This window comes from Franconibacter pulveris (assembly GCF_056780215.1).
On sequence record NZ_CM165555.1, the window covers coordinates 3,451,132 to 3,473,881 of the forward strand.

Annotated in this window: 19 protein-coding genes; 6 read left to right on the plus strand and 13 right to left on the minus strand. The window is 60.3% G+C overall.

From position 1 onward, the window contains the following. Positions 1-29: 29 nt before the first annotated feature. From cstA to entC, 6 genes are all read right to left on the minus strand, one after another. Positions 30-2,135 carry a pyruvate/proton symporter CstA gene (gene cstA / locus ACU4F7_RS16320; protein WP_029593556.1) on the minus strand — a complete coding sequence of 702 codons (2,106 nt, stop codon included), beginning with the start codon at positions 2,133-2,135 and terminating at the stop codon, positions 30-32. 315 nt (positions 2,136-2,450) lie between these two features. Continuing rightward, on the minus strand, positions 2,451-2,864 hold the full coding sequence (gene entH, locus ACU4F7_RS16325) for a proofreading thioesterase EntH (protein ID WP_024558673.1): 414 nt from the start codon (positions 2,862-2,864) through the stop codon (positions 2,451-2,453). Continuing rightward, complete coding sequence (gene entA / locus ACU4F7_RS16330; protein WP_029593558.1) at positions 2,865-3,617, minus strand: 2,3-dihydro-2,3-dihydroxybenzoate dehydrogenase EntA; 753 nt, start codon at positions 3,615-3,617, stop codon at positions 2,865-2,867. Further along, the gene (locus ACU4F7_RS16335) at positions 3,614-4,477 is read right to left on the minus strand and encodes an isochorismatase (RefSeq protein WP_029593559.1); all 864 of its coding nucleotides are present in this window, start codon (positions 4,475-4,477) and stop codon (positions 3,614-3,616) included. The genes entA and ACU4F7_RS16335 overlap by 4 nt, the downstream gene beginning before the upstream one ends. Before the next feature lie 9 nt (positions 4,478-4,486). Continuing rightward, positions 4,487-6,091 carry a (2,3-dihydroxybenzoyl)adenylate synthase gene (locus tag ACU4F7_RS16340; RefSeq protein WP_481637360.1) on the minus strand — a complete coding sequence of 535 codons (1,605 nt, stop codon included), beginning with the start codon at positions 6,089-6,091 and terminating at the stop codon, positions 4,487-4,489. After that, the gene (entC, locus tag ACU4F7_RS16345; RefSeq protein ID WP_029593561.1) at positions 6,088-7,272 is read right to left on the minus strand and encodes an isochorismate synthase EntC; all 1,185 of its coding nucleotides are present in this window, start codon (positions 7,270-7,272) and stop codon (positions 6,088-6,090) included. The genes ACU4F7_RS16340 and entC overlap by 4 nt, the downstream gene beginning before the upstream one ends. 191 nt (positions 7,273-7,463) lie before the next feature. Here entC and fepB point away from each other — a divergent pair, with 191 nt between their 5' ends. Then, positions 7,464-8,420, plus strand: coding sequence for a Fe2+-enterobactin ABC transporter substrate-binding protein (fepB, locus tag ACU4F7_RS16350; RefSeq protein WP_029593562.1), 957 nt, complete (start codon positions 7,464-7,466; stop codon positions 8,418-8,420). A gap of 25 nt (positions 8,421-8,445) precedes the next feature. Here the strand turns inward: fepB and entS are convergent, their stop codons facing one another. Then, positions 8,446-9,690 (minus strand): enterobactin transporter EntS, encoded by a 1,245-nt coding sequence (gene entS, locus ACU4F7_RS16355; RefSeq protein WP_481637361.1) that lies wholly within the window; start codon positions 9,688-9,690, stop codon positions 8,446-8,448. 108 nt (positions 9,691-9,798) lie between these two features. Between entS and fepD the strand changes: the two genes are divergently transcribed. From fepD to fepC, 3 genes are read left to right on the plus strand one after another with little or no spacing between them, the layout of a single operon-like run. After that, positions 9,799-10,806 (plus strand): Fe(3+)-siderophore ABC transporter permease, encoded by a 1,008-nt coding sequence (gene fepD, locus ACU4F7_RS16360; protein WP_481637362.1) that lies wholly within the window; start codon positions 9,799-9,801, stop codon positions 10,804-10,806. Then, a complete protein-coding gene (gene fepG / locus ACU4F7_RS16365) occupies positions 10,803-11,792 on the plus strand; it encodes an iron-enterobactin ABC transporter permease (RefSeq protein WP_481637363.1) in 990 nt (329 codons plus the stop codon). Before fepD ends, fepG begins: the two co-directional genes overlap by 4 nt. Then, the gene (gene fepC / locus ACU4F7_RS16370; RefSeq protein WP_024558682.1) at positions 11,789-12,580 is read left to right on the plus strand and encodes an iron-enterobactin ABC transporter ATP-binding protein; all 792 of its coding nucleotides are present in this window, start codon (positions 11,789-11,791) and stop codon (positions 12,578-12,580) included. Before fepG ends, fepC begins: the two co-directional genes overlap by 4 nt. Positions 12,581-13,209: 629 nt before the next feature. On the opposite strand, the gene maeB is transcribed toward fepC, so the two are convergent. Then, positions 13,210-15,489, minus strand: coding sequence for an NADP-dependent oxaloacetate-decarboxylating malate dehydrogenase (gene maeB / locus ACU4F7_RS16375; protein ID WP_481637364.1), 2,280 nt, complete (start codon positions 15,487-15,489; stop codon positions 13,210-13,212). A 292-nt stretch (positions 15,490-15,781) separates the two neighbouring features. Between maeB and tal the strand changes: the two genes are divergently transcribed. Beyond that, positions 15,782-16,732, plus strand: a complete 951-nt coding sequence (gene tal, locus ACU4F7_RS16380) for a transaldolase (protein ID WP_029593567.1) — start codon at positions 15,782-15,784, stop codon at positions 16,730-16,732. Between the two features lie 19 nt (positions 16,733-16,751). Then, on the plus strand, positions 16,752-18,746 hold the full coding sequence (tkt, locus tag ACU4F7_RS16385; protein ID WP_481637365.1) for a transketolase: 1,995 nt from the start codon (positions 16,752-16,754) through the stop codon (positions 18,744-18,746). 41 nt (positions 18,747-18,787) lie between these two features. Here the strand turns inward: tkt and ACU4F7_RS16390 are convergent, their stop codons facing one another. The 5 genes from ACU4F7_RS16390 to napB form a co-directional block, all read right to left on the minus strand. Further along, positions 18,788-19,738 carry a hypothetical protein gene (locus ACU4F7_RS16390; RefSeq protein ID WP_029593569.1) on the minus strand — a complete coding sequence of 317 codons (951 nt, stop codon included), beginning with the start codon at positions 19,736-19,738 and terminating at the stop codon, positions 18,788-18,790. A gap of 72 nt (positions 19,739-19,810) precedes the next feature. Beyond that, on the minus strand, positions 19,811-20,863 hold the full coding sequence (locus ACU4F7_RS16395; RefSeq protein WP_481637366.1) for a DUF1176 domain-containing protein: 1,053 nt from the start codon (positions 20,861-20,863) through the stop codon (positions 19,811-19,813). Between the two features lie 133 nt (positions 20,864-20,996). Continuing rightward, positions 20,997-21,572 carry a GDP-mannose pyrophosphatase NudK gene (gene nudK / locus ACU4F7_RS16400; protein ID WP_481638745.1) on the minus strand — a complete coding sequence of 192 codons (576 nt, stop codon included), beginning with the start codon at positions 21,570-21,572 and terminating at the stop codon, positions 20,997-20,999. 107 nt (positions 21,573-21,679) lie between these two features. After that, positions 21,680-22,279: a cytochrome c-type protein NapC gene (gene napC / locus ACU4F7_RS16405; RefSeq protein WP_481637367.1), complete on the minus strand. Its 600-nt coding sequence runs from the start codon at positions 22,277-22,279 to the stop codon at positions 21,680-21,682. 8 nt (positions 22,280-22,287) lie between these two features. Then, the gene (napB, locus tag ACU4F7_RS16410) at positions 22,288-22,734 is read right to left on the minus strand and encodes a nitrate reductase cytochrome c-type subunit (protein ID WP_024561450.1); all 447 of its coding nucleotides are present in this window, start codon (positions 22,732-22,734) and stop codon (positions 22,288-22,290) included. Positions 22,735-22,750: the final 16 nt, after the last annotated feature.

A 22,750-nucleotide genomic window follows, 5' to 3' on the forward strand; every position in this document is an offset into this window, starting at 1 on the left:
AAGGGGAGAGACATATGTACGTTACAGACTTAATGCGCGCTTTTCGCTTCGGTGACAATACGATCAAGGTTTTCGGGCATCGGCTCGTACGGCGTCTCCCTGGCGGTCGGGCGATTTTCTTTCAGCGCTTTCATCGCGGTTTTTAGCGAAAAGAGCGCCAGCACGACGACCACCGCCATAAAGAAGATGGTCAGCCCGGCATCGAGACGGTTATTAAACACCAGCTGGCTTAATTGCGCCTGGGTGTACTGCGCCGGAATGTTACCGCTGTCGATCATCGCCTGGAAGCGGTTGGCGATGGCCAGAAAGCCGACTTTATTATCCGGGCTGAAGGCCTTTTGCCAGCCCGCCGTCAGCGTGCAGATAAGCAGCCAGGCGGTCGGCAGCAGCGCCACCCAGGCGTACATCTGGCGCTTCATCTTGAACAGCACCACGGCGCAAAGCATCAGCGCCATGCCCGCCAGCATCTGGTTGGCGATGCCAAAGAGCGGCCAGAGGGTGTTGATGCCGCCAAGCGGGTCCACCACCCCCTGGTGCAGGAAGTAGCCCCACGCCAGCACGCAGAGCGCCGTCGCCAGCAGGTTAGCGGGCAGCGACTCGGTACGCTTGAGGTTGGGCGAAATCACCCCCAGCAGGTCCTGCAGCATAAAGCGCGCCGCGCGGGTGCCCGCGTCCACCGCGGTCAGGATAAACAGCGCCTCGAACAGAATAGCGAAGTGATACCAGAACGAGACATCCATCAGCCCGCCGAGCGCGCCGTGCAGAATATAGGCCATGCCGACGGCTAAGGTCGGCGCGCCGCCCGCGCGGGAGATAATAGTTTGTTCGCCCACGTCAGCGGCTATCTGGCTAAGCGTATCCGGCGTTATCTGGAAGCCCCAGCCGCTGACCACCTGCGCCGCCGAAGCCACCACGTCCGCCGTACCGGCAGGCGCCAGCACCGCCATCGGGCTGTTCATGGCGAAGTAAACGCCCGGGTCGATCACGCAGGCGGAAACCAGCGCCATAATGGCGACAAACGATTCCATCAGCATGCCGCCGTAGCCGATAAAACAGGCCTGATTTTCGTTCGCCAGCATCTTCGGCGTGGTGCCGGAGGCGATCAGCGCATGGAAGCCGGAAACTGCGCCGCAGGCGATGGTAATAAACAGGAACGGGAAAAGGTTGCCGCTCCACACCGGCCCGGTGCCGTCGATAAATTTCGTCATCGCCGGCATGGTCAGCGTCGGGCGCATAATCAGAATGCCGATGGCAAGACCAATAATGGTGCCGATTTTCAGGAAGGTGGAGAGGTAATCACGCGGGGCGAGCAGCAGCCAGACCGGCAGCACCGCCGCCACGAAGCCATAGCCCACCAGCATCCAGGTCAGCTGCACGCCAGTGAAATCGAAGTACGGCGCCCATGTCGGGCTTTGCGCTACCCAGCCGCCGGAAATAATAGCGAAGACCAGCATCACGAGGCCGATAACGGAAACCTCGCCAATGCGTCCGGGCCGCAGGTAACGGATGTAGATCCCCATGAAAATCGCAAGCGGGATGGTAAAGGCGACGGTATAGGTCCCCCACGGGCTGTGGGTGAGCGCTTTCACGACGATCATCGCCAGCACGGCGAGGATAATCACCATGATCATAAAGCAGGCTATCAGCGCGATAACGCCTGCGGTATTGCCCATCTCCTCTTTCACCAGCTCGCCAAGCGAGCGGCCGTCGCGACGGGTTGAGACAAACAGCACCATGAAATCCTGCACCGCGCCAGCAAACACCACGCCTGCGAGGATCCAGAGCATGCCCGGCAGATAGCCCATCTGCGCCGCCAGCACCGGCCCCACCAGCGGGCCTGCGCCAGCGATGGCGGCAAAATGGTGGCCGAACAGCACTTTTTTGTCGGTGGGCACATAGTCGAGGCCGTCGTTATGGCGCACGGCGGGCGTCATGCGCGTGGCGTCCACGCCAAGCACCCGCTTAGCGATATAGAGACCGTAAAAACGGTAGGCGATGAGGTAGATGCAGACAGCGGCGACCACTATCCACAGCGCGTTAATTTGCTCGCCGCGGTTAAGCGCGATGTAGCCCATCGCGAAGGCGGCCGCCACGGAGAGCCCCGCCCACAGCAAGTATTTCCCTGAATTCGTCATAAGAATTGTCCCTTCAGTGAAGGTGGAATGAAACAGAGGTGTTACATTTTGTTTCTATATCACGACAAGGAATTTAACAACTTGGCTACCGGAGAAACGCGGGGTTGGTGCGGGGATTTACGTCAGTCTGCTAGCGGGATCACGGGAAAGAGCGAAGGGGGAAAACCCCGGGATGGCGGCGAACCCCCTTAACACGTTCGCCTGATGGAAGGTGGCATATGGAAACCACCTTCCGGCGAACGGAACCTTTCACCGTCTGCGCAGAGTCAATTTATACAAAGGCAACAAGGCGGATGTCCTGCAAGTCACGCCCCTTTACCCCAGCACCGCCGTACTCAGCCTGCTGGTGCAGCAGCGCCTGCCCTGCTCGTCGAAAATCACAATCTCCCAGCTCTGGCTCTGCCTGCCAAGGTGCAGCGGCTGGCAAACGCCGCGCACCGTGCCTTGCGAAACCGCGCGGTGATGGGTGGCGTTCAGCTCCGTGCCGACCACGCACTGACCGTCGCGGGTGGTGAGATAACCCGCCATCGAACCCAGCGTTTCCGCCAGCGCCGCCGAGGCGCCGCCATGCAGCAGGCCGAACGGTTGATGGGTGCGGGCGTCCACCGGCATGGTCGCCTCTAGCAAGTCGTCGCCAAGCCGGGTGTAAACGATGCCAAGATGCGCCACCATCGTCCCTTCGCTGGTGGCGTTAAGCGCCTCCAGCGTCATGTGTCGTTTCCAGATCATCTATGCCCCCAGCGTTGAGCCGCCGTCGATAACGAGATCCTGCAGCGTAATGTGGCTCGCCTGGGCGGACGCCAGGAACAGGATAGCGTTGGCAATCTCCTGCGGACGGGCGATTTTACCCAGCGGGATACCGAGCTTGAACTGCTCTGCGAAGCCGCGAATGCGCTGCTGTTCGGCATCTTCACTCTTCCAGAGCGTACGCTGCATATCGGTATCCGTTGAGCCGGGCGAAACCAGATTCGCCCGCACGCCGAAGGGGGCAAGCTCCAGGCCTACGGTCAGCGCCAGGCTTTTCAGCGCCGCTTTCGACGCGCCATAGGCGGACATGCCAATGCGCGGCGTGTGCGCGGCGTCAGAGGCTACCGTGACGATAGCCCCGCCCTTTTGCGCGCGAAACTGCGCCATGGTCTGCTGAAAGAAGTTAAACGCGCCGCCAACGTTTACCGCAAAGGTCTGCTGCCAGTCGGCTGCGGAAAGTTCGTCTGTCGGCCCCATGCGCAAAATGCCGGCAGCGTTAATCAGCACGTCGAGGCGCTTTTCTGCCGCCAGCAAACGCTGGCAGGTCCGCGCAACGGCGGCGGCGTCCGCCACATCCAGCGTTTCGCGCGCAAACGGATAATTTTCCTGTTCAAAGGCGAGGTCGAAACCCACGACGCTTGCGCCCGCTTCCACAAACGCCAGCGCCGTGGCGTAGCCGATGCCTTTGCCTGCGCCGGTCACCCAGACCGTCTGGCCGCTAAAATCGAAGCTCATGCCTGCGGCTCCCGGGCGAGCAGCGCCCACCAGGCGTCCAGCGTCGGGTTTTTCGCCAGCATGACGAAGTCGATATCGCCATGCGCTTTGCGCCAGCGGGCGGCCAGCGCCATCATGCGCACGGAGTCGAGACCGTAGTCGATAAGGTTCTCATCATCTTCCGGCTCGTCGGATTCATCCAGCAGCGGCAGGATCAGCGCGCGAAGTTCCGCTTTGCTCTGCGGCAGTTCGGCTTTTGCCGCGATATCGCGGGTCATTACTACGCGGCCAGCGCGCCCTGCGACATAGTTCAGCGCCATCAGGTGCTCTTCGCGGCTGAAATCCGCCAGCGCGTCCGCCACCATAAAGGGCTTAATGTCGCGCATAAAGGCGTCTGTTGCGGTGATCATGCAGCCAATGTGCGCGTAGACGCCGCAAATCATCAGCTGGTCGCGACCCGCTTCTTTCAACGCCTGCTCAAGCGGCGAGCGGTGAAATGCGCTGTAGCGCCACTTCACCAGCACGGTATCGTCTGCGTCGGGGGTAAGCGCATCCACCACTTTTTGTTTGTCGGGATGGTTGTTCAGCCCCGGGCCCCACATGTCATTCAGCAGCGCGCGGTCGGCATCGCTCTGGTTGTTAGGTTGCGCGGTGTAGTAAACCGGGATGCCGTTCTGTTTGCAGAACTGACGCAGCGCGACGACATTCGCCACGACCTGCTCGATCATCGGGCAGTTTTCACCCCAGAAGTTGAGGAAATAGTCCTGCATGTCGTGGATAAGCAGTGCCGCGCGGTCTGGCTCAAACGCCCACTGGACTTTGTTCTGTGGGATATCTGCCGCTGTCGGCAACGCATAGGCGTGCAGTTTTGGAATAGCCATGTTCTCTCCTTACTCAGATGCGGACTGACGCGCCGCCAGCCACTGACGCAATTGTTTTTTATCCACTTTGCCGACGGGCGTAAGCGGCAGTTCGTCGACGCGCTCCACGCGATCCGGAAGCTTGAAATCGGCGACGCCAAGCTCACGCAGAAAGCGGCGGATCTCCACCGCCTTTACCGGGCGGGAGGTGACGATATAAGCGCAGCTCTTCTCGCCCATCAGGCTGTCTTCCATCGAGACCAGCGCGGCATGAACGATAGCCTCATGGCTGAGCAGCAGATTTTCGATCTCTTCGGCTGCGATCTTCTCGCCGCCGCGGTTGATCTGATCTTTCTCGCGCCCTTTGACGGTGATGTAGCCCTGCTCATCGATGGCGATCAGATCGCCCGAGCAGTAAAAGCCGTTTTTATCAAAGGCGCGGGCGTTGTGTTCCGGGCTGTTGTAGTAGCCGCGGAAGGTATAAGGGCCGCGCGTCATCAGGCGGCCGACTTCGCCGGGCGGCAGCGGTTCGCCGCTTTCATCCGCGACCCAGACTTCGTCATCCGGGCTCATCGGGCGGCCCTGGGTGGTGAAGATGCGCTCATCCGGGTCGTCCAGGCGGGTGTAGTTCACAAGCCCCTCCGCCATGCCGAACACCTGCTGCAACTGGCAGCCGAGCTCCGCCGGAATACGCGCGGCGAGAGAATCGGAAAGGCGAGCGCCGCCAACCTGCAACAGCTTCAGCGAGGCGAGCTGCGTATTGCCACCCCACTCGCCCACTGCCTGTAGCCAAAGGCTCACCGCAGGCGGCACCAGCGCGGTGACGTTAATCTGATGCTGTTCAATCAGCGGGAAGCAGAGCGTGGCGCTCGGGTCGCTCGCCAGCACCACGCAGCCCCCGCCAAAGAAGACGCCGAGCGCGCCGGGCGAGCTCATCGGGTAGTTATGGGCGGCGGGCAGCGCGCAGAGGTAGCGCGTTTCGCTATCAAAACGGCAAATCTCTACGCTGCGGCGAATGCTGTAGTAGTAATCGTTGTGCGTGCGCGGAATCAGTTTCGGCGTGCCGGTGCTGCCGCCGGAAAGCTGGAAGAAAGCCACTTCATCCGGCGCGGAAGGCGAGGCGACAACGTTATCTGCCGGCTCGTCAATCAGCGCTTCCAGCGTGTCGTTGCGCAGGGCGATAACGCGCAGCGAAGGCGTTCTGGCTTTCAGCGTTTCAAGCCAGGCGTCGTCGCCAAACAGGTCGTGCTCGCGGTCGGCAATCAGCAGCGCCGGGGCAATCTGGCTGGCGTAGGCGTCAAGCTCGGTGCGCTGGTGGCTGAAAAGCGCGTTAACGGAAGCCACGCCGATTTTCCACAGCGCGAACAGCGTGATGTAAAACTCCGCGACGTTGCCAAGCTGCATCAGCGCGGTATCGCCGGTTTTCAGCCCGCGGCGCTGCAGCGCGCCCGCAAGACGCGTGGCGGCCTGCTCCAGCTCGCGATAGCTGAAGCGCCGCTCGCCGTCTACCAGCGCCGTCGCGTCGCTGCTGGCGTGGCGGCTTAAAATATCGGTGAGCGGCAGATCCAGCCAGTAGCCTTTTTCACGGTAGCGGGCGGCGAAATCATCCGGCCAGCGGGTATAAGGGAGGGTCATGCAGGGCTTCCTTCATTCAGTCCAAATACGTTGAGCATGGTCGAGAGCTTGACGCCGGTTTCGCGCCATTCGCTCTGCGGCTCAGAGGCGGGCACAATGCCTGCGCCGGCGAAAAGCCGCACGCGGTTGCCGTTAAGCTGCGCGCAGCGGATAGTCACCACCCACTCGCCATTGCCCTGGTCGTCGCACCAGCCGACGATGCCGCCGAACAGTTCACGGTCAAACGGCTCCAGCTCGGCGATAAGCGTTTTGGCTATCTCATGGGGGAAGCCGCTCAGGGCGGGCGTCGGGTGCAGCAGGCAGGCGAGCGTTAGCGCGTTATCGCGGGCGTCCTGCGTCTCGCCTTCAATGGCGGTGGCAAGGTGCCAGAGGGTGGGCGTGGTGATAAGCGCCGGCGTTTCCGGCACGCTGAGCAGGCGACTGCGCGGCGCCAGCACGGTTCTCATCGCTTTCGTCACCAGCTCATGCTCATGTCTGTCTTTCGCAGAACGCAGCAGTTGATGGCCCGCCTCCCTGTCCTGCGCTTCATCCTGCATGCGGCGGGCGGAACCGGCCAGCGGCAGCGAGCTGAAACACTCGCCCGATTTACGCAGCAGCAGCTCCGGGCTTGCGCCAAGCAGCGCCCCGCCCGCTTCCAGCGGCACGTGGAAGTTAAAACTGGTGGGGTTCTGGGCGATAAGCCGCTCCAGCAGCGCAACGCTGTCGGGCGCGTCTTGCGTTGTGATATCGATAAGGCGCGACAGCACGATTTTATCGACGCGCGGCGTGTCGGTAAGCGCGGCGGCGCGGGCCACCATTTCCATAAACTGCGGCTGTTCAGGGATAGCCTGACGGCGCGTTACCTGAAGCGGTTTTTGCGGCTTCACGCTGCTGCGATAACGCTGGCGGTTAAAGGCGCGCCACGTTTGGGGAATAAACAGCGCCGAAGGTTTACGGGTGTCGAACGGAATGGCGCCGACGACGATGGGGTTGCTGACGCCCTGCGCGCGGGCGGCGGCGAAGTGGTTTTGCAACGCCTTCTGGAATTTCCCGTTGCGATCTGCGCCATCGGCGGCAGGCGTCGTCAACCGGGCGAAACAGCCGGAAGTGGCCAGGCTGCGATACGGCGACATGAAGAAAAAGCTGTCCGGTGAAAGGGTTATCCTCTCCACTTGCGTTTCCTCAGCCAAAGACGTGTCCATGCGCTCCTCCAAAAATGATAAGAGAACTGATAATTGTTATCATTTGTATTTGGTGGCGTAACCTAAGACGAAACGTCGGGCATGTCAACCAACGCCACATTTTCCGTTAAGCGGCGCGCTTGCATCGCTGCGGTAAATGGTGAAAATGAGAAGCATTACTCACCTTGCTTTTTACAGGATGCGACGCTGTGATCTCCCTTTTCGCCCGACGGGCGCTGCTGCTTTTCAGCGCACTGGTTTTAGGATTTTCCTCACTCACGCAGGCGGCGGCATGGCCGCGTCAGGTCACCGACAGCCGCGGCGCGCAAACGCTTGAAAAAGCGCCGCAGCGCATTGTTTCCACAAGCGTAACCCTGACCGGTTCGCTGCTGGCGCTCGACGCGCCCGTGGTGGCAAGCGGCGCGACCACGCCCGGCAACCGGCTGGCGGACGACCAGGGCTTTCTGCGCCAGTGGGGCGACATTGCGAAAAAGCGTAACGTGCAGCGCCTGTACATTGGCGAACCGAACGCCGAGGCGGTAGCGGCGCAGATGCCGGACCTGATTTTAATCAGCGCCACTGGCGGCGACTCGGCGCTGGCGCTTTACGATCAGCTCTCCGCTATCGCCCCCACGCTTATCATCAATTACGACGACAAAAGCTGGCAGCAGCTGTTAACCCAGCTTGGGCAGATAACCGGCCATGAGAAAGAGGCGCAGGCGCGCATTGCAAGCTTCGCGCAAAAGCTTGACCAGGCGAAAGCGCACATGAAGCTGCCGCCGCAGCCGGTGAGCGCGCTGGTCTACAACGCCGCCGCGCATGGGGCGAACCTCTTTACGCCGATGTCCGCTCAGGGGCAGCTGTTGCAGCAGTTGGGCTTTACCCTCGCGACGCCGCCGTTGCTACCTGCGCTTAGCAGCATGGGCAAGCGCCACGACATCGTACAGTTGGGGGGTGAAAACCTGGCGTCGGGGCTGAACGGCCAGACGCTCTTCCTCTTCGCCAGCGATGAAAAAGACGCTGAGGCGCTTACCGGCAACGCCCTGCTCTCTCATCTGCCCGCGGTGCAAAACAAGCGCGTTTATGCGCTGGGGCCAGAGACCTTCCGCCTGGATTATTACAGCGCGAGCCTGATACTCGAACGGCTGTCGGCGTTATTTAAAGCGTAAAAAAGGGGCCGCAGGGCCCCTTCTGTTATGGCTTCACCGCTTGCGGCGGCGACTGCCGCAGGCGGCGAAGCTCGCTTAACAGCAGCGTAAGCGCAACGCCTGCAACCGCCAGCGCCATTCCACTGACGCTCGCCGAGCTGACCGGCGAGAGCGCAACGCCCATGCCGCCCAGCAGCGCCGCGCCAATCGCATCGCCCGTTACGTTCTGCGCGGTCCACAGCCCGTTAATACGCCCGAGCATGTGGTCCGGCGTCTGCGTCTGAATCAGCGTGTACTGAACCAGCGAGCTGATGCCGCTCAGGTAGCCGAACAGCGCGAGGCAGACAACCCCTAAGCCCCAGAACGGCATCAGGCTGAAAATGCCTACCGCGACGAACGCCAGCACGGAAGTAATGAGCATAACGCGCCCCGGCTGCGTGGAGTGCGCCAGCCTGCCACTGGTAAGCGCGCCTGCCGCCGCCCCCAGCGGTACGGCGGCGTAAAGCGCGCCGATTTCGCCGCTCGCCATCTGCCAGTGGTTAGCCAGCGCCGGATAAAGCACGCGCACCGCGCTCGCCATCGTGAGCAGGGCGCCGATAAGCGCCACGCCGCCCACTACCGGGCTTGCCAGCAGAAAGCGAAACGCGCTCGCCAGCGCCTTTAGCGGATGCTCGCGCTGCATCTGCGGCGCAGGCAGTTTCGGTAGCGTAAGCAGCGGCAGCAGCGTGATGAAGGTGCCGAGCGCCGCCAGCGCGTAGTTCCATGTTACGCCGCCAGAGGCCAGCAGCAGGCCGCCGATAAGCGGCGAAATAACCGACCCCAGACGCACCGTCAGCATGGTAATCGCCCCCGCCTGCATCAAATTTTCTCGCCCGACAAGGGCGGGCGTGGCGGCCAGCAGCGCCGTGACGCCAATCGCGCCGAAAAAGCCGTCCCACAGGCCGAGCAGGTAAATGGCGATAAGCGAAGGGTCAGGCAGCATGGCGTTAATCCACAGCCCGATAAACCCCACGCCGCAGGTGGAGCGCGCCAGCAGAATCAATTTTTTGCGCTCATGGCGGTCCGCCAGCACGCCGCCGGTCATCAGGCCGATAAACATCGCCCCGCCGGTGAGCGTAACTGAAAGCCCCACCTGAAAAGGGGAGCCGGTGAGCGTCTGGATCTGCACCGGCACCGCCACGCCGAGCAGCCCCAGCGCGAGGATGGAAATAAAACGCGCCAGGAAGACAGCGCGGTAAGCCGGATGGGTTTTCAATAAACTCAGGTTGAGCAACAGCGAATTTCGGTTCATTACAGGGCCTTGAGAGCGAATTTTTCCTTACCGATTAACGGGGCGCCCATGCTAACATAGCCCGATAAGAGTGATAATAACTATCATTATCGTTGTGGGATGTGCGTTATGTCGGCCTCACGGTTTTCAGCGCGGGCTTTCTCCCTGCTGGGCCTTTTTCTTTTTTTGCTGCTCATCGCGGCGTTAAGTTTGTTGGTGGGCGCTAAGTCCATGCCGGTGTCGGTGGTGCTGGACGCCCTGAGCGGTCAGTGCCGGAGCGCGGACTGCACCATTGTGCTTGATGCGCGGCTGCCGCGAACGCTGGCGGGCCTGCTCGCAGGCGGCGCGCTGGGCGTGGCGGGTGCGCTGATGCAAACCCTCACTCGTAACCCGCTGGCGGACCCGGGCCTGCTTGGCGTCAACGCCGGCGCGAGTTTCGCTATCGTCATCGGCGCCGCCCTGTGGGGCGCCTCCTCTTCGCTTTCCCTGCTGGGTTTCGCCTTCGGCGGCGCGCTCTTCGCCTCGCTTATCGTCGCCTTTACCGGCAGCGCAGGCGGCGGTCAGCTTAGCCCGGTGCGTCTGACGCTGGCTGGCGTCGCGCTTACCGCCGTGCTGGAAGGCTTTACCAGCGGCGTCTCGCTGCTCAACCCGGTGGTTTACGACAGGCTGCGCTTCTGGCAGGCGGGTTCGCTCGACATTCGCACGCTTTCTACCCTCAAAATCATCGTTCTGCCGGTGCTGGCGGGCATGGCGCTGGCGCTGGGATTAAGCCGCGCGCTAAACAGCCTGAGCATGGGCAGCGATACGGCGACCGCGCTCGGCAGCCGGGTGGCGCGTACGCAGCTGCTTGGCCTGCTGGTGATAACGGTGCTGTGCGCCAGCGCGACGGCGGCTGTCGGTCCCATCGCCTTTATCGGTTTGATGATGCCGCACATGGCGCGCTGGCTGGTGGGGCCGGATCACCGCTGGTCATTGCCGGTTACGCTGCTCGCCACCCCCGCCCTGCTGCTGGTGGCCGATATGATTGGCCGGCTGATCGTGCCGGGTGAAATGCGCGTTTCGGTGGTGAGCGCGTTTATCGGCGCGCCGGTGCTGATTTATCTGGTGCGCCGCCGTCGCGGCGAGGTGTCGTTATGAAGGCTTCTCCTCGCTTATGGTTGGTCAGCGGCCTGTTTTTGCTGCTCAGCGCCGCGTTTGCCGTATGGGCGCTGGGCCAGGGCGCCGTTTCGCTGAGCATCGCTCAGGTCGCGGATGCGCTACGGGGCGATGCCCCGCGCAACGTTTCTCTCATTGTCATGGAGTGGCGTTTGCCCCGCGTGACGATGGCGCTGCTGCTCGGCGCGGCGCTTGGCGTCAGCGGCGCTATCTTCCAGTCGCTGATGCGTAACCCCTTAGGCAGCCCGGATGTGATGGGTTTTAATACCGGCGCCTGGAGCGGCGTGCTGGTGGCGATGGTGCTGTTTGGTCAACATCAGACGACCATCGCCGCGGCGGCGATGGCGGGCGGCATCCTTACCTCGCTTGCCGTCTGGGCGCTCGCCTGGCGAAACGGCATCGACACCTTCCGGCTGATTATCATCGGCATCGGCCTGCGCGCCATGCTGGTGGCGTTCAATACCTGGCTTTTATTGCAGGCCTCGCTTGAGACGGCGTTGTCCGCAGGCCTGTGGAACGCCGGGTCCCTTAACGGCATCACATGGAGCAAAACATTCCCCGCCGCGCCGCTGATGCTGCTGGGTCTGCTGGCGAGCGCGCTGCTGGTGCGCCGGATGCGGCTTTTAGAGATGGGCGACGACAGCGCCTGCGCGCTCGGCGTGCCGGTTGAGCGCTCGCGCCTGCTGCTGATGCTGGTCGCCGTCGTACTGACCGCCGCCGCCACGGCGCTTGCCGGCCCCATTTCGTTTGTCGCGCTGGTGGCGCCGCACATCGCCCGCCGCCTGAGCCGCACCGCCCGCTGGGGGCTTTTCCAGTCGGCGCTCTGCGGCGCGCTGCTGTTGCTCGCCGCCGACCTCGGCGCGCAGCACCTTTTTGCCCCTTATCAGCTGCCGGTGGGCGTGGTCACCGTCAGCCTCGGCGGTATTTATCTTATCGCCTTGTTGATTCAGGAGTCCCGTAAGCGATGAGCACCTTAACGCGCCTGCATGGCGATGCCCTGACGCTGGGCTATGGCGATTACCTCGTTGCCGAAAACCTCAGCGTGACGATCCCGGACGGCCAGTTTACCGCCATCATCGGTCCTAACGGCTGCGGCAAATCGACGCTGCTTCGCACCTTAAGCCGCCTGATGAAGCCTGCGGCGGGCAGCGTGTGGCTGGATGGCGAGCAGATCCAGCGCTACGCCACGAAAGAGGTCGCCCGGCGCATTGGGCTGCTGGCGCAAAACGCCAGCGCGCCGGGGGATATTACGGTGCAGGAGCTGGTGGCGCGCGGCCGATACCCGCATCAGCCGCTGTTTACCCGCTGGCGCGAGGAAGATGAGCGCGCGGTACAAAAGGCGATGGCGGCGACGGGCGTGGCTTCGCTTGCGCACCTTGGCGTCGATACCCTTTCCGGCGGTCAGCGACAGCGGGCCTGGATAGCCATGGTGCTGGCGCAGGAAACCTCTATCATGCTGCTGGATGAACCCACCACCTGGCTTGATATCAGCCACCAGATAGATTTGCTGGAGCTACTGAGCGAGCTGAACCGCGAGCAGGGTTATACGCTGGCGGCGGTGCTGCACGACCTTAACCAGGCGTGCCGCTACGCGACGCACTTAATTGCGCTGCGGGAAGGGAAAATCGTGGCGGAAGGCGCGCCGAAGGAGATAGTGACGCCAGCGTTGATTGAGGCGATTTACGGTCTGCGCTGCATGATTATCGAAGACCCGGTAGCGGGTACGCCGCTGGTTGTGCCGTTGGGGCGGCGTTAACCGCTCTTTTCCCTCGTGGTGCAGAACGGATAGCGCCCACCCTACAAAAGAATTCCAAATCTCAACGCGGATGCGAGGGGGTTTTCCTGCGGCTGCCCTTCTGCCGCGAGCCGGGATTGTTAAGGGGGCGGCGGCGAGCCCCCTTAACCCGTTCGCGGGATGCGAGATTTCATGTGAACGCGACGCAAAGGCGAACGGCACCTTTCACCGCCCGCACAGACTCCCCTCGCCCCTCTCCCCAGTGGGGAGAAGGAGAAGCCGCCGCTCCAGCAAAAGAACGGCTCAGAGGTTGATTCTGCCGTAGGGCGGGTCAGCGCCCCCGCCAGTCCGCCGTCGGGAAAAGTTGGGCGGTTTCGCTTATCCACCCTACGAAAATCCAGAATTCACAACCAACGCGGATGCGAGAGGGTTCCTGCGGCCGCCCTTCTGCCGCGAGCCGGGATTGTTAAGGGGGCGGCGGCGAGCCCCCTTAACCCGTTCACGGGATGTGAGATTTCATGTGAACGCGACGCAAAGGCGAACGGCACCTTTCACCGCCCCCACAGACTCACCCCGCCCTTCTCCCCAGCGGGGAGAGGGAGAAAGCCGCCGCTCCAGCAAAAGAACGGAGCGTCACGTTTAACAACCGATCACAGCGGCTGCGTCTGCGCCTCCACCACCGCCAGCGCCACCATATTGACAATGCGGCGTACCGAGGCGATAGGCGTCAGCACATGCACCGGCTTCGCCACCCCCATCAGGACCGGCCCGACGGTCACCCCTTCGGAGCTGGAAACGCGAAGTAAGTTGTAACTAATTCGCGCCGCTTCCACGTTCGGCATGATAAGGATATTGGCGGAGCCTTTCAGCGGGCTGTCCGGCATACGGTCGTTGCGGATGCTTTCAATCAGCGCCGCGTCGCCGTGCATTTCGCCATCTATCATCAACTCCGGCGCACGCTCGCGCACCAGCCGCAGCGTTTCACGCATCTTGCTGGCGGCGGGTGAATTCGACGAACCGTAGTTGGAGTGCGAAAGCAGCGCCACCTTTGGCTCAATGCCGAACCGACGCACGGTTTCCGCCGCCATCACGGTAATCTCCGCCAACTGTTCCGGCGCCGGGTCGTCATTAACATACGTATCAGCGATAAAGGTGTTGCCGCTCGGCAGCAGCAGCGCATTCATCGCGCCCGCCGCTTTTACCCCTTCGCGATAGCCGAAAATCTGCTGAACAACGCTGAAATGTTCATGATAATCGCCAATGGTGCCGCAAATCATCGCATCCGCTTCGCCGCGATGAACCATGATTGCGCCAATCACCGTGGTGTTGCCGATCACCGCGCGCTGCGCCTGCTCCTGGGTTACGCCGCGACGCTTCATGATGGTGTAGTACTCGTTCCAGTACTCTTTAAAACGCGGGTCCGATTCGTTATTCACTATCTCGAAATCTACCCCGGGCTGAATTTGCAGACCCAGCTTTTTCAGACGCATTTCGATGACGCTCGGGCGGCCCACCAGAATCGGCTTCGCAAGGCCAAGCGTGACCAGCTCCTGCGTGGCGTGCAGCACGCGCGCCTCTTCCCCTTCCGTTAACACGACGCGTTTCGGATCGGTGCGCGCCTGGGAGAAGATTGGCTTCATAAAGAGGTTGGTTTTGTAAACGAACTCGGTGAGCTTGTCTTTATAGGCTTCGAAATCGTCAATCGGCCGCGTCGCCACGCCGGAATCCATCGCCGCCTTCGCCACCGCAGGGGCGATTTTCACGATAAGACGCGGATCGAACGGTTTCGGGATAATGTAGTCCGGCCCGAACGATAGCTCCTGGTCGCCATAGGCGGAAGCGACCACTTCGCTTTGCTCGGCGTGGGCCAGCTCCGCAATGGCGTGTACCGCGGCGAGCTTCATCTCTTCGTTAATGGCGGTCGCGCCCACATCCAGCGCCCCGCGGAAGATGAACGGGAAGCAGAGTACGTTGTTGACCTGATTCGGATAGTCCGAGCGCCCCGTGCAGATGATGGCGTCCGGGCGCACTTCTTTCGCCAGCGGCGGCAGGATTTCCGGCTCCGGGTTCGCCAGCGCCAGGATAAGCGGCGAATCCGCCATCTGTTTTACCATCTCCTGGGTGAGCACTTTCGGGCCGGAGCAGCCCAGGAAAATATCCGCGCCTTCAATCACCTCGCCCAGCGTGCGCTTGCCGTTATCGTCAATCGCATAGGCGGCTTTGGTCTCCGCCATGTTCTCTTCACGGCCTTTGTAGATAACGCCTTTAGAGTCGCAGACCACAATGTTGTGCTTCTGCATGCCGAGCGCCACCAGCAGGTTCATACAGGCGATAGCGGAAGCCCCGGCGCCGGAAACCACCAGCCGCACGTCGGAGATAGTCTTTTTCACCACCCGCAGGCCGTTTAACACCGCGGCGGTACAGATAATCGCGGTGCCGTGCTGGTCATCATGAAACACCGGGATGTTCATGCGCTCGCGCAGCTTCTGCTCAATATAGAAGCACTCAGGCGCTTTGATGTCTTCCAGGTTAATGCCGCCGAAAGTGGGTTCGAGCGCGGCCACCACATCAATCAGTTTATCCGGATCGTGTTCGTCGATTTCGATATCAAACACATCGATACCGGCGAATTTCTTAAACAGCACGCCTTTGCCTTCCATTACCGGCTTGCCGGCCAGCGCGCCGATGTTGCCAAGCCCAAGCACCGCCGTACCGTTGGAGATAACAGCCACCAGGTTGCCGCGGGCGGTATATTTGTGCGCCGCCAGCGGGTCCGCCGCAATCTCAAGACAGGGCGCCGCGACGCCCGGCGAATAGGCCAGCGCCAGGTCGCGCTGGGTGGCGAGGGGTTTGGTAGGCGAGACCTGAATTTTTCCGGGCACCGGAAATTCATGGAAGTCGAGGGCACTTTGCTTCAGTTGATCATCCATTTGTTCGATCCTTTTTTATCTGTCTTTCAGTAAGGTCAGAGGGGCGAACCGTCACTGGCACGCCTGAGGAGGCGAGTAGTATGGCTGCTTGCGACGCCGTAAACTTTGAACGCTCCCAAAATTCCCGGCCGTAAGGTAAGGAATGTTAGCAATTTATAGAGAGTATGTTACCTAACGCCGGAAGCAACGCCACGCTCGTCTGCTATGCTTTTTAGTTATGTTCTCTATGAGTTTTTCCGGGGCGTGTCAGGAAACGCTCTGCTAAGCATTTGCTTTTCAAGGAGTATTGACCATGAATCAGCTAGAAGGCATCAAACAATTCACCACCGTAGTCGCCGACAGCGGCGACATTGAATCCATCCGGCACTATCAGCCGCAGGATGCGACGACTAACCCTTCCCTGCTGCTGAAAGCCGCAAGTCTTGAGCATTATCAACACCTTTTCGAAGATGCGCTCGTCTGGGGCAAGCAGCGCGGCAAAACGCAGGAGCAGCAGGTCGCCGAAGCGAGCGACAAGCTGGCGGTCAATGTGGGTGCGGAAATTCTGAAAAGCATCCCGGGCCGCGTTTCCACCGAAGTGGACGCCCGCCTGTCGTTTGATAAAGAAAAAAGCATGCAGAAGGCGCGCCACCTGGTAGAGCTTTACCAGGATCAGGGCGTCGACCGGGATCGCATTCTGATCAAACTCGCTTCAACCTGGGAAGGCATCCGCGCTGCTGAGGAGCTGGAGAAAGAGGGCATCAAGTGCAACCTGACGCTGCTTTTCTCCTTCGCCCAGGCGCGCGCCTGCGCCGAAGCGGGGGTATATCTGATTTCGCCGTTCGTCGGCCGTATCTACGACTGGTACAACAGCCGCAAGCCGATGGACCCGTATGTCGTGGATGAAGATCCGGGCGTGAAGTCAGTGCGCAATATCTACGACTACTACAAACAGCACAATTACGACACCATCGTTATGGGCGCAAGCTTCCGCCGTACCGAGCAGATCCTCGCGCTGGCGGGCTGCGACCGTCTGACCATCTCCCCTAACCTGCTTAAAGAGCTGCAGGAAAAAGACGCCGTGGTGGAACGCAAGCTTATCCCCAATAAACAAGGCTACCGCCGTCCGGAACCGCTGACCGAAGCGGAGTTCCGCTGGGAGCATAACCTGGACGCGATGGCCGTTGAAAAACTTGCCGAGGGCATCCGCCAGTTCGCTGTGGACCAGCGCGCGCTGGAAGATCTGCTCGCCGCCAAACTTTAACTTTGCCATGGAGTGAAACATGTCACGACAGCAGTTAGCTAACGCCGTCCGCGCCCTGAGTATGGATGCGGTGCAAAAAGCGAAGTCCGGTCATCCGGGCGCGCCGATGGGCATGGCGGATATCGCCGAAGTATTATGGAATGACTTCCTGAAGCACAATCCGACCAACCCGGCCTGGTATGACCGCGACCGTTTTATTCTTTCTAACGGTCACGCCTCTATGCTGCTTTATAGCCTGCTGCATCTTTCAGGCTACGACCTGCCGATGGAAGAGCTGAAAAACTTCCGCCAGCTCCATTCCAAAACGCCCGGCCACCCGGAAATCGGCTATACGCCGGGCGTGGAAACCACCACCGGGCCGCTCGGCCAGGGGCTGGCGAACGCGGTAGGCCTGGCGATTGCCGAACGCACGCTGGCGGCGCAGTTTAACCGCCCGGACCATGAGATTGTCGACCACTTCACCTATGTCTTTATGGGCGACGGTTGCTTAATGGAAGGCATCTCGCACGAGGTCTGCTCGCTGGCGGGCACGCTGGGGCTTGGCAAGCTGATTGGCTTCTACGACCACAACGGTATTTCGATTGACGGTGAAACCGAAGGCTGGTTTACCGATGATACGGCGAAGCGCTTCGAAGCCTACAACTGGCATGTGGTCCATGAAATTGACGGCCACGACCCGCAGGCGGTTAAACGCGCTATTGAAGAGGCGCAGCGCGTGAAGGACAAGCCTTCGCTGATTATCTGCCGTACGGTGATAGGCTTTGGCTCGCCGAATAAGTCAGGGAAAGAAGAAGCGCACGGCGCGGCGCTCGGCGAAGAAGAAGTGGCGCTAACGCGCAAGCAGCTTGGCTGGAACTATCCGCCGTTTGAAATTCCGCAGGAGATCTACCAGGCCTGGGACGCCCGCGAAAAAGGCCAGCAGCAGGAAGCGAGCTGGAAAGATAAATTCGCCGCTTATGAAAAAGCGCACCCGGAGCTGGCGGCGGAATTTAACCGACGCATGAGCGGCGGCCTGCCGGAGAACTGGGAGCAGCTTACCCAGGATTACATTAAGAAGCTGCAGGCGGAACCGGCGAAAATCGCCACCCGTAAAGCGTCGCAAAACGCGCTTAACGCTTACGGCCCGTCATTGCCGGAGCTGCTCGGCGGTTCAGCGGACCTTGCGCCAAGCAATCTCACTATCTGGTCGGGTTCAACATCGCTTAAGGAAAACGAAGCGGGTAACTATATTCACTACGGCGTGCGTGAATTTGGCATGACGGCTATCGCCAACGGCATTGCCCATCATGGCGGCTTCGTACCTTATACCGCCACCTTCCTGATGTTCGTCGAGTACGCCCGCAACGCGGCGCGCATGGCGGCGCTGATGAGCGCTCGCCAGATTATGGTTTATACCCACGACTCGATTGGTCTTGGCGAAGACGGCCCGACGCATCAGGCGGTGGAACAGCTGGCGAGCCTGCGGCTCACGCCGAACTTCACCAGCTGGCGCCCGTGCGACCAGGTGGAAGCGGCGGTGGCCTGGAAAGCGGCCGTGGAACGCCATAACGGCCCAACCGCGCTGATCCTCTCTCGCCAGAACCTGGCGCAGATGGACCGTACGCCGGAGCAGGTTGAGAATATTGCCCGCGGCGGCTATGTGCTGAAAGAGAGCGACGGCAAGCCGGACGTTATCCTCATCGCTACCGGTTCGGAAGTGGAAATTACCGTGCAGGCGGCGGAAAAACTGACCGCCGAAGGCCATAAGGTGCGCGTGGTATCGCTGCCTTCCACCGACGTGTTTGAAGCCCAGGATGAAGCGTACCGAGAGTCGGTGCTGCCTTCCGACGTGGAAGCGCGCGTAGCCGTCGAGGCGGGCATTGCGGATTACTGGTACAAATATGTCGGCCTGAAGGGCGCGATTGTCGGCATGACCAGCTATGGCGAATCCGCGCCGGCGGAAAAACTCTTCCCGTTCTTCGGCTTTACGGTGGAGAACGTGGTGGAAAAAGCGAAAAAAGTGCTTAACAAGTAAAACGGCTGGCGATTCAGCCGCCGGGCTGAATCGCCACGCTTTTAGTGAAGTACGTTGAGCGGCACGGACGCTTTCTCAATCACAATATCCTCTTTCTCTTCGTCCCATTTCGCCTGCGCCACGATGACCTGGCCCGGATGTCGCGCGTCACGAGCGACCAGTTCTTTCCCCTGCGCGTTTTCCTGCACATTGGTATTCATTGAAAACGAAGGGATGGCTTTTACCCACTGCTTTTGCTGGATGTCATAGAGATAAGCCACGCTCCAGGCGCTGGTCCACCATTGGGGATAAATGAGCAGGCGATCGCGGCCGCTCTCATCCAGCCCGGCAAGGGTTTCGACCCCGCCGCCAATGCAGGAGGGCAGCTTCGCAGGCGCTATCGCCGGGTCGCTGTTCCAGACGTCGCACTCGCAGTCGCCGCTTTCATCGCAAACGCCGCCGGTTTTGGGATCGCTTGCGCTCAGCCAGGCATAGCTTTTGGTCACGCCATTAAAGCGCCCGCCCGCGACCCGGTAATCTTTTTCTTTTTGCTGGTTAGACTCGGTTATCCAGTCGCTTTCTTCACGGATGCGCCAGCCTTCAGCCTGCTTTGCCACCACCAGGGTCGCCGGGTAGTAACGCTCGCTGGAAGGCTCAAGCCCTGCGGCTTTCACGAAAGTCACCTGCGCGGCGGGCTGCGCCTCATCAAGCGCGTCAAACGTCAGCCTGTTGACGATTTTCTGGGCGTAGTGAGGGTGTTTTTGCACAAACGCCGCGTTCTGCTCAACCACAGCGCTCAATGGCAGGGTTTTGCCATAAAACGTAATCTGCCCGGCATACAGAGCGGCAGCGGAGACCGCCTGCGGGCGATTTTTGAAAGCGTTCCACTGCGCGATAAGCTTGCCTATCTCCTGCTCATCCTGCGGCGTCAACGCTGCGCCAGCGCAGGCCAGAGGTAAAAAAAACATCAGCGCCGCCGCGCCGCGCATCCCTTTGCTGCCAGTAACCGCCATTTGCCGCCGCCTCTTTTTGTCTTGCTAAGCCCGCGAAAATATACGCAAAAAAGCACAGCGGCAACAGCGGGATTATTTTGTGACCCAGAGAATGGGCCAGCTGTCGGGACCGTTCCAGCCGTCGCAGCTTGGCTCTTCGGCGTAGCGTACCAGCCGAAAACGCTGTCCGTCATAGCGCCAGCGCGTGGCGACGCCGCAGTCGCCAAGCCCGCGCCCTTTGGCAAGCGTGGCGAGCTCTTTGGTTTTCTCGTTATAGGACGCGTTCATCAACTCCAGGTCCGGGTTATCGCTCGCGGGCGTAAAGGGCAGCCGCAGCCTGACCGGCCAGGAGGCGAAAGGCTTTTTACGCGATACCAGCCAGGCGAGATCGACCGTGTTATACGCTCCCGCTTCGCAGCTGATTATCATCAGCGCTTTGTCATCGCTTAACGCCGACACGCGCACTTCGCGCCGCGCCGGGTCCAGTGAACACTGGCTGTTGTTCATGCGCCAGGAGCCGTAATCAAGCAGATCGTTAAGCTCACTTTGGGAGAGCGGCGTAGGCGTTGGGTTGGTGATAGCGACCTCTTTCAGCGCAGGCGCAGGCGGCACGCTAAGCGGCGGCTCGTCGCCCTTTTTAATCCATGCGGTTTCGCTGCCGATGCGCTTTTGCTGCGCGTCGATAAACATTAACGCCGCCTTGAGCCCGGCGAGTGAAAGATTACCTGCGCCGCCCTTAAGCGTAATGGCGGAAGCTTCCTGTATTTGCGCCAGAAAGGTGTTGATGGTCGCCGGCTCGTCGGTAGCCAGGCGGTTAGGGCTGATGCGCCATTTATCACCCGCAGGCGTCAACGATTTATCGTCCAGCAACAGACGCGGCGCAATGGGCGGCGTTTTAGCCGGGACTTTATTCAGGCCGTTAAGGTTGCCGAAGTCGATACGCAACTGCGCATCGGCCCGCGCGCCGGCGCTGCGGGAAAGCGTCATCACCAGCCCCTGATGCTCGCCTGTGTTGCGGGCCTGGCAGAAGTTCTGGTTGTTGCAGGTAACTTGCCAGTCGGTAAAGTTTTTTTGTACTGGCGCGGCAAAAGCGCAGGGCGTCAGAAACAAAAAAAACGTAAGCAATAGAAAAAGGCGAGACGACATGAACGGCACATACCCTGAACAAAAAGAGGTCAATTGAGGATTTATGCGCCTATCTTCATCGCCCGCCGCAGGCTGCTCAATCAGATTTATCGGATTGATTCATTTAAAATACGTGTTTAATTGCCTTGTGAAATCAATACATTATTCCACTGGCATGCAGGTGCTGTAGTAATATCACCGTTTTAGCGTCGCGGATTTCCCCGCTTTTTACTTTTGCCAGCGCTTCACTGAAAGGCATTTCCAGCACTTCTATCTCTTCGTCTTCCACGCCGCCGCCCGCACTGGCGCGCTGCGCTTCGCTGTATTCGGCGATAAAAAGGTGCACAATTTCGGTAACGCCGCCCGGCGACATATAAAGTTCAAAGACTTTAGCGGCGTCGCTAACTTCATATCCCGTCTCTTCAATCGCCTCTTTACGAATGCAGACTTCCGGTTCGTCGTTATCAAGCAGGCCCGCGCAGGCTTCTATCAGCATACCGTCGGCGTTGCCGTTCAACCAGGTGGCGACGCGGAACTGACGAATCAGCACCACGCTTTGCTTTTCGCGGTTATAAAGCAGAACGGCGGCGCCGTTGCCCCGGTCATAGACTTCGCGCTTGTGGCGGATAACTTCGCCATCTTTTCGCGTCAGGTCATAAGTCACGTTGCGCAGAACAAAGTAGTTTTCAGAGAGGATTTTATCTTTGATAAGGGTGACGTTGAGCGACATCGCGGCTTCCTGTTCAACACTGTCGGGGGATTTATAGTAAGCCCCCTGAAGGGATTTGTCGCGCGAAGGCGTCTGAAACCCCTCCCCTGCCGTCAAGGGAGAGGTACTCAAAAGCCGTTTTTCACCTCAGCCATATCCGGCAGCTTATGCGCGATGCCTTTATGGCAGTCGATACAGGTTTGCCCCGCCTTAATCGCTTTATCATGCAGGCTTGCCGCCACGGTTTTTTGCACGCTGAAATCCATAAAGTCGAAATTATGGCAGTTGCGGCACTCCTGAGAATTGTTGTTTTTCATTCGCCGCCATTCGTTTTGCGCCATCGCCAGCCGGTGATCTTCAAACTTTTTCGGCGTGTCGATTAAGCCAAACGCTTTGGCGTAAAGCTCTTTGCTGGCCTGAATTTTACGCACCATTTTCGGCGCCCATTCATGGGGAACGTGGCAATCCGGGCAGGTGGCGCGCACTCCGCTTCGGTTGCTGTAGTGCACCGTCTGCATGTATTCCTGATAAACGGTATTGCGCATCTCATGACAGCTGATGCAAAACGCTTCACGGTTGGTCATTTCAAGGCCGGTATTAAAGCCGCCCCAGAAAATAATGCCGGCGGCGAAGCCAATGAGCAGCAGCGTGCCGAGCGCCAGACGGCTCGGACGACGCCACCACAGCCACAGGCGTTTAAGTACGCCAGGTTTGCGGGAAGGGTTCATGGCGCGCCTCACTGACCAAAGCCTTTAGACGGCGTAAAGGTGTTATCGACAATAGGCGACGCGTCCGTTTGCGGCACATGGCATTGCAGACAGAAATAGCGGCGCGGCGCTACGCCCGCCAGTACTTTGCCTTCGCTGTCGATAAAGTGGGTTGGGCTTATGCGCGGCGCGCCCGTAGCGCGGTAGTGTTCCACGCCGTGACACTGCAAGCAGCGGTTAGTGTTGGTGTTTATCTGGTAGCCGTCCACGCTGTGCGGGATCATCGGCGGCTGATTAACATAGTTCAGCGCCATTCGCTCCTGCTGCTTCGGCATGCGGACAGCGTCCTCCCGGGTGCCCGACACTTCCGGCGACTGGCTAAAATCCATGCCGCCAGCCGCCCATGCCGCGCCGCTTAAGAGCAGCAACAGCGCCGCCCAATAAAACAGCCCCTTTTTCAGGAAATGGTTCTTCATGATTAGCTCCCGAATT

Excerpts from the sequence above, each read along its gene's own strand:
- entS (WP_481637361.1), bottom strand. The coding sequence starts at position 9,690 with ATGAACCGAAATTCGCTGTTGCTCAACCTGAGTTTATTGAAAACCCAT.
- napB (WP_024561450.1), bottom strand. The coding sequence starts at position 22,734 with ATGAAGAACCATTTCCTGAAAAAGGGGCTGTTTTATTGGGCGGCGCTG.
- tal (WP_029593567.1), top strand. The coding sequence starts at position 15,782 with ATGAATCAGCTAGAAGGCATCAAACAATTCACCACCGTAGTCGCCGAC.
- entH (WP_024558673.1), bottom strand. The coding sequence starts at position 2,864 with ATGATCTGGAAACGACACATGACGCTGGAGGCGCTTAACGCCACCAGC.
- maeB (WP_481637364.1), bottom strand. The coding sequence starts at position 15,489 with ATGGATGATCAACTGAAGCAAAGTGCCCTCGACTTCCATGAATTTCCG.
- cstA (WP_029593556.1), bottom strand. The coding sequence starts at position 2,135 with ATGACGAATTCAGGGAAATACTTGCTGTGGGCGGGGCTCTCCGTGGCG.
- fepD (WP_481637362.1), top strand. The coding sequence starts at position 9,799 with ATGTCGGCCTCACGGTTTTCAGCGCGGGCTTTCTCCCTGCTGGGCCTT.
- ACU4F7_RS16340 (WP_481637360.1), bottom strand. The coding sequence starts at position 6,091 with ATGACCCTCCCTTATACCCGCTGGCCGGATGATTTCGCCGCCCGCTAC.
- napC (WP_481637367.1), bottom strand. The coding sequence starts at position 22,279 with ATGAACCCTTCCCGCAAACCTGGCGTACTTAAACGCCTGTGGCTGTGG.
- entC (WP_029593561.1), bottom strand. The coding sequence starts at position 7,272 with ATGGACACGTCTTTGGCTGAGGAAACGCAAGTGGAGAGGATAACCCTT.
- ACU4F7_RS16335 (WP_029593559.1), bottom strand. The coding sequence starts at position 4,477 with ATGGCTATTCCAAAACTGCACGCCTATGCGTTGCCGACAGCGGCAGAT.
- nudK (WP_481638745.1), bottom strand. The coding sequence starts at position 21,572 with ATGTCGCTCAACGTCACCCTTATCAAAGATAAAATCCTCTCTGAAAAC.
- entA (WP_029593558.1), bottom strand. The coding sequence starts at position 3,617 with ATGAGCTTCGATTTTAGCGGCCAGACGGTCTGGGTGACCGGCGCAGGC.
- ACU4F7_RS16390 (WP_029593569.1), bottom strand. The coding sequence starts at position 19,738 with ATGGCGGTTACTGGCAGCAAAGGGATGCGCGGCGCGGCGGCGCTGATG.
- ACU4F7_RS16395 (WP_481637366.1), bottom strand. The coding sequence starts at position 20,863 with ATGTCGTCTCGCCTTTTTCTATTGCTTACGTTTTTTTTGTTTCTGACG.
- fepG (WP_481637363.1), top strand. The coding sequence starts at position 10,803 with ATGAAGGCTTCTCCTCGCTTATGGTTGGTCAGCGGCCTGTTTTTGCTG.
- tkt (WP_481637365.1), top strand. The coding sequence starts at position 16,752 with ATGTCACGACAGCAGTTAGCTAACGCCGTCCGCGCCCTGAGTATGGAT.
- fepC (WP_024558682.1), top strand. The coding sequence starts at position 11,789 with ATGAGCACCTTAACGCGCCTGCATGGCGATGCCCTGACGCTGGGCTAT.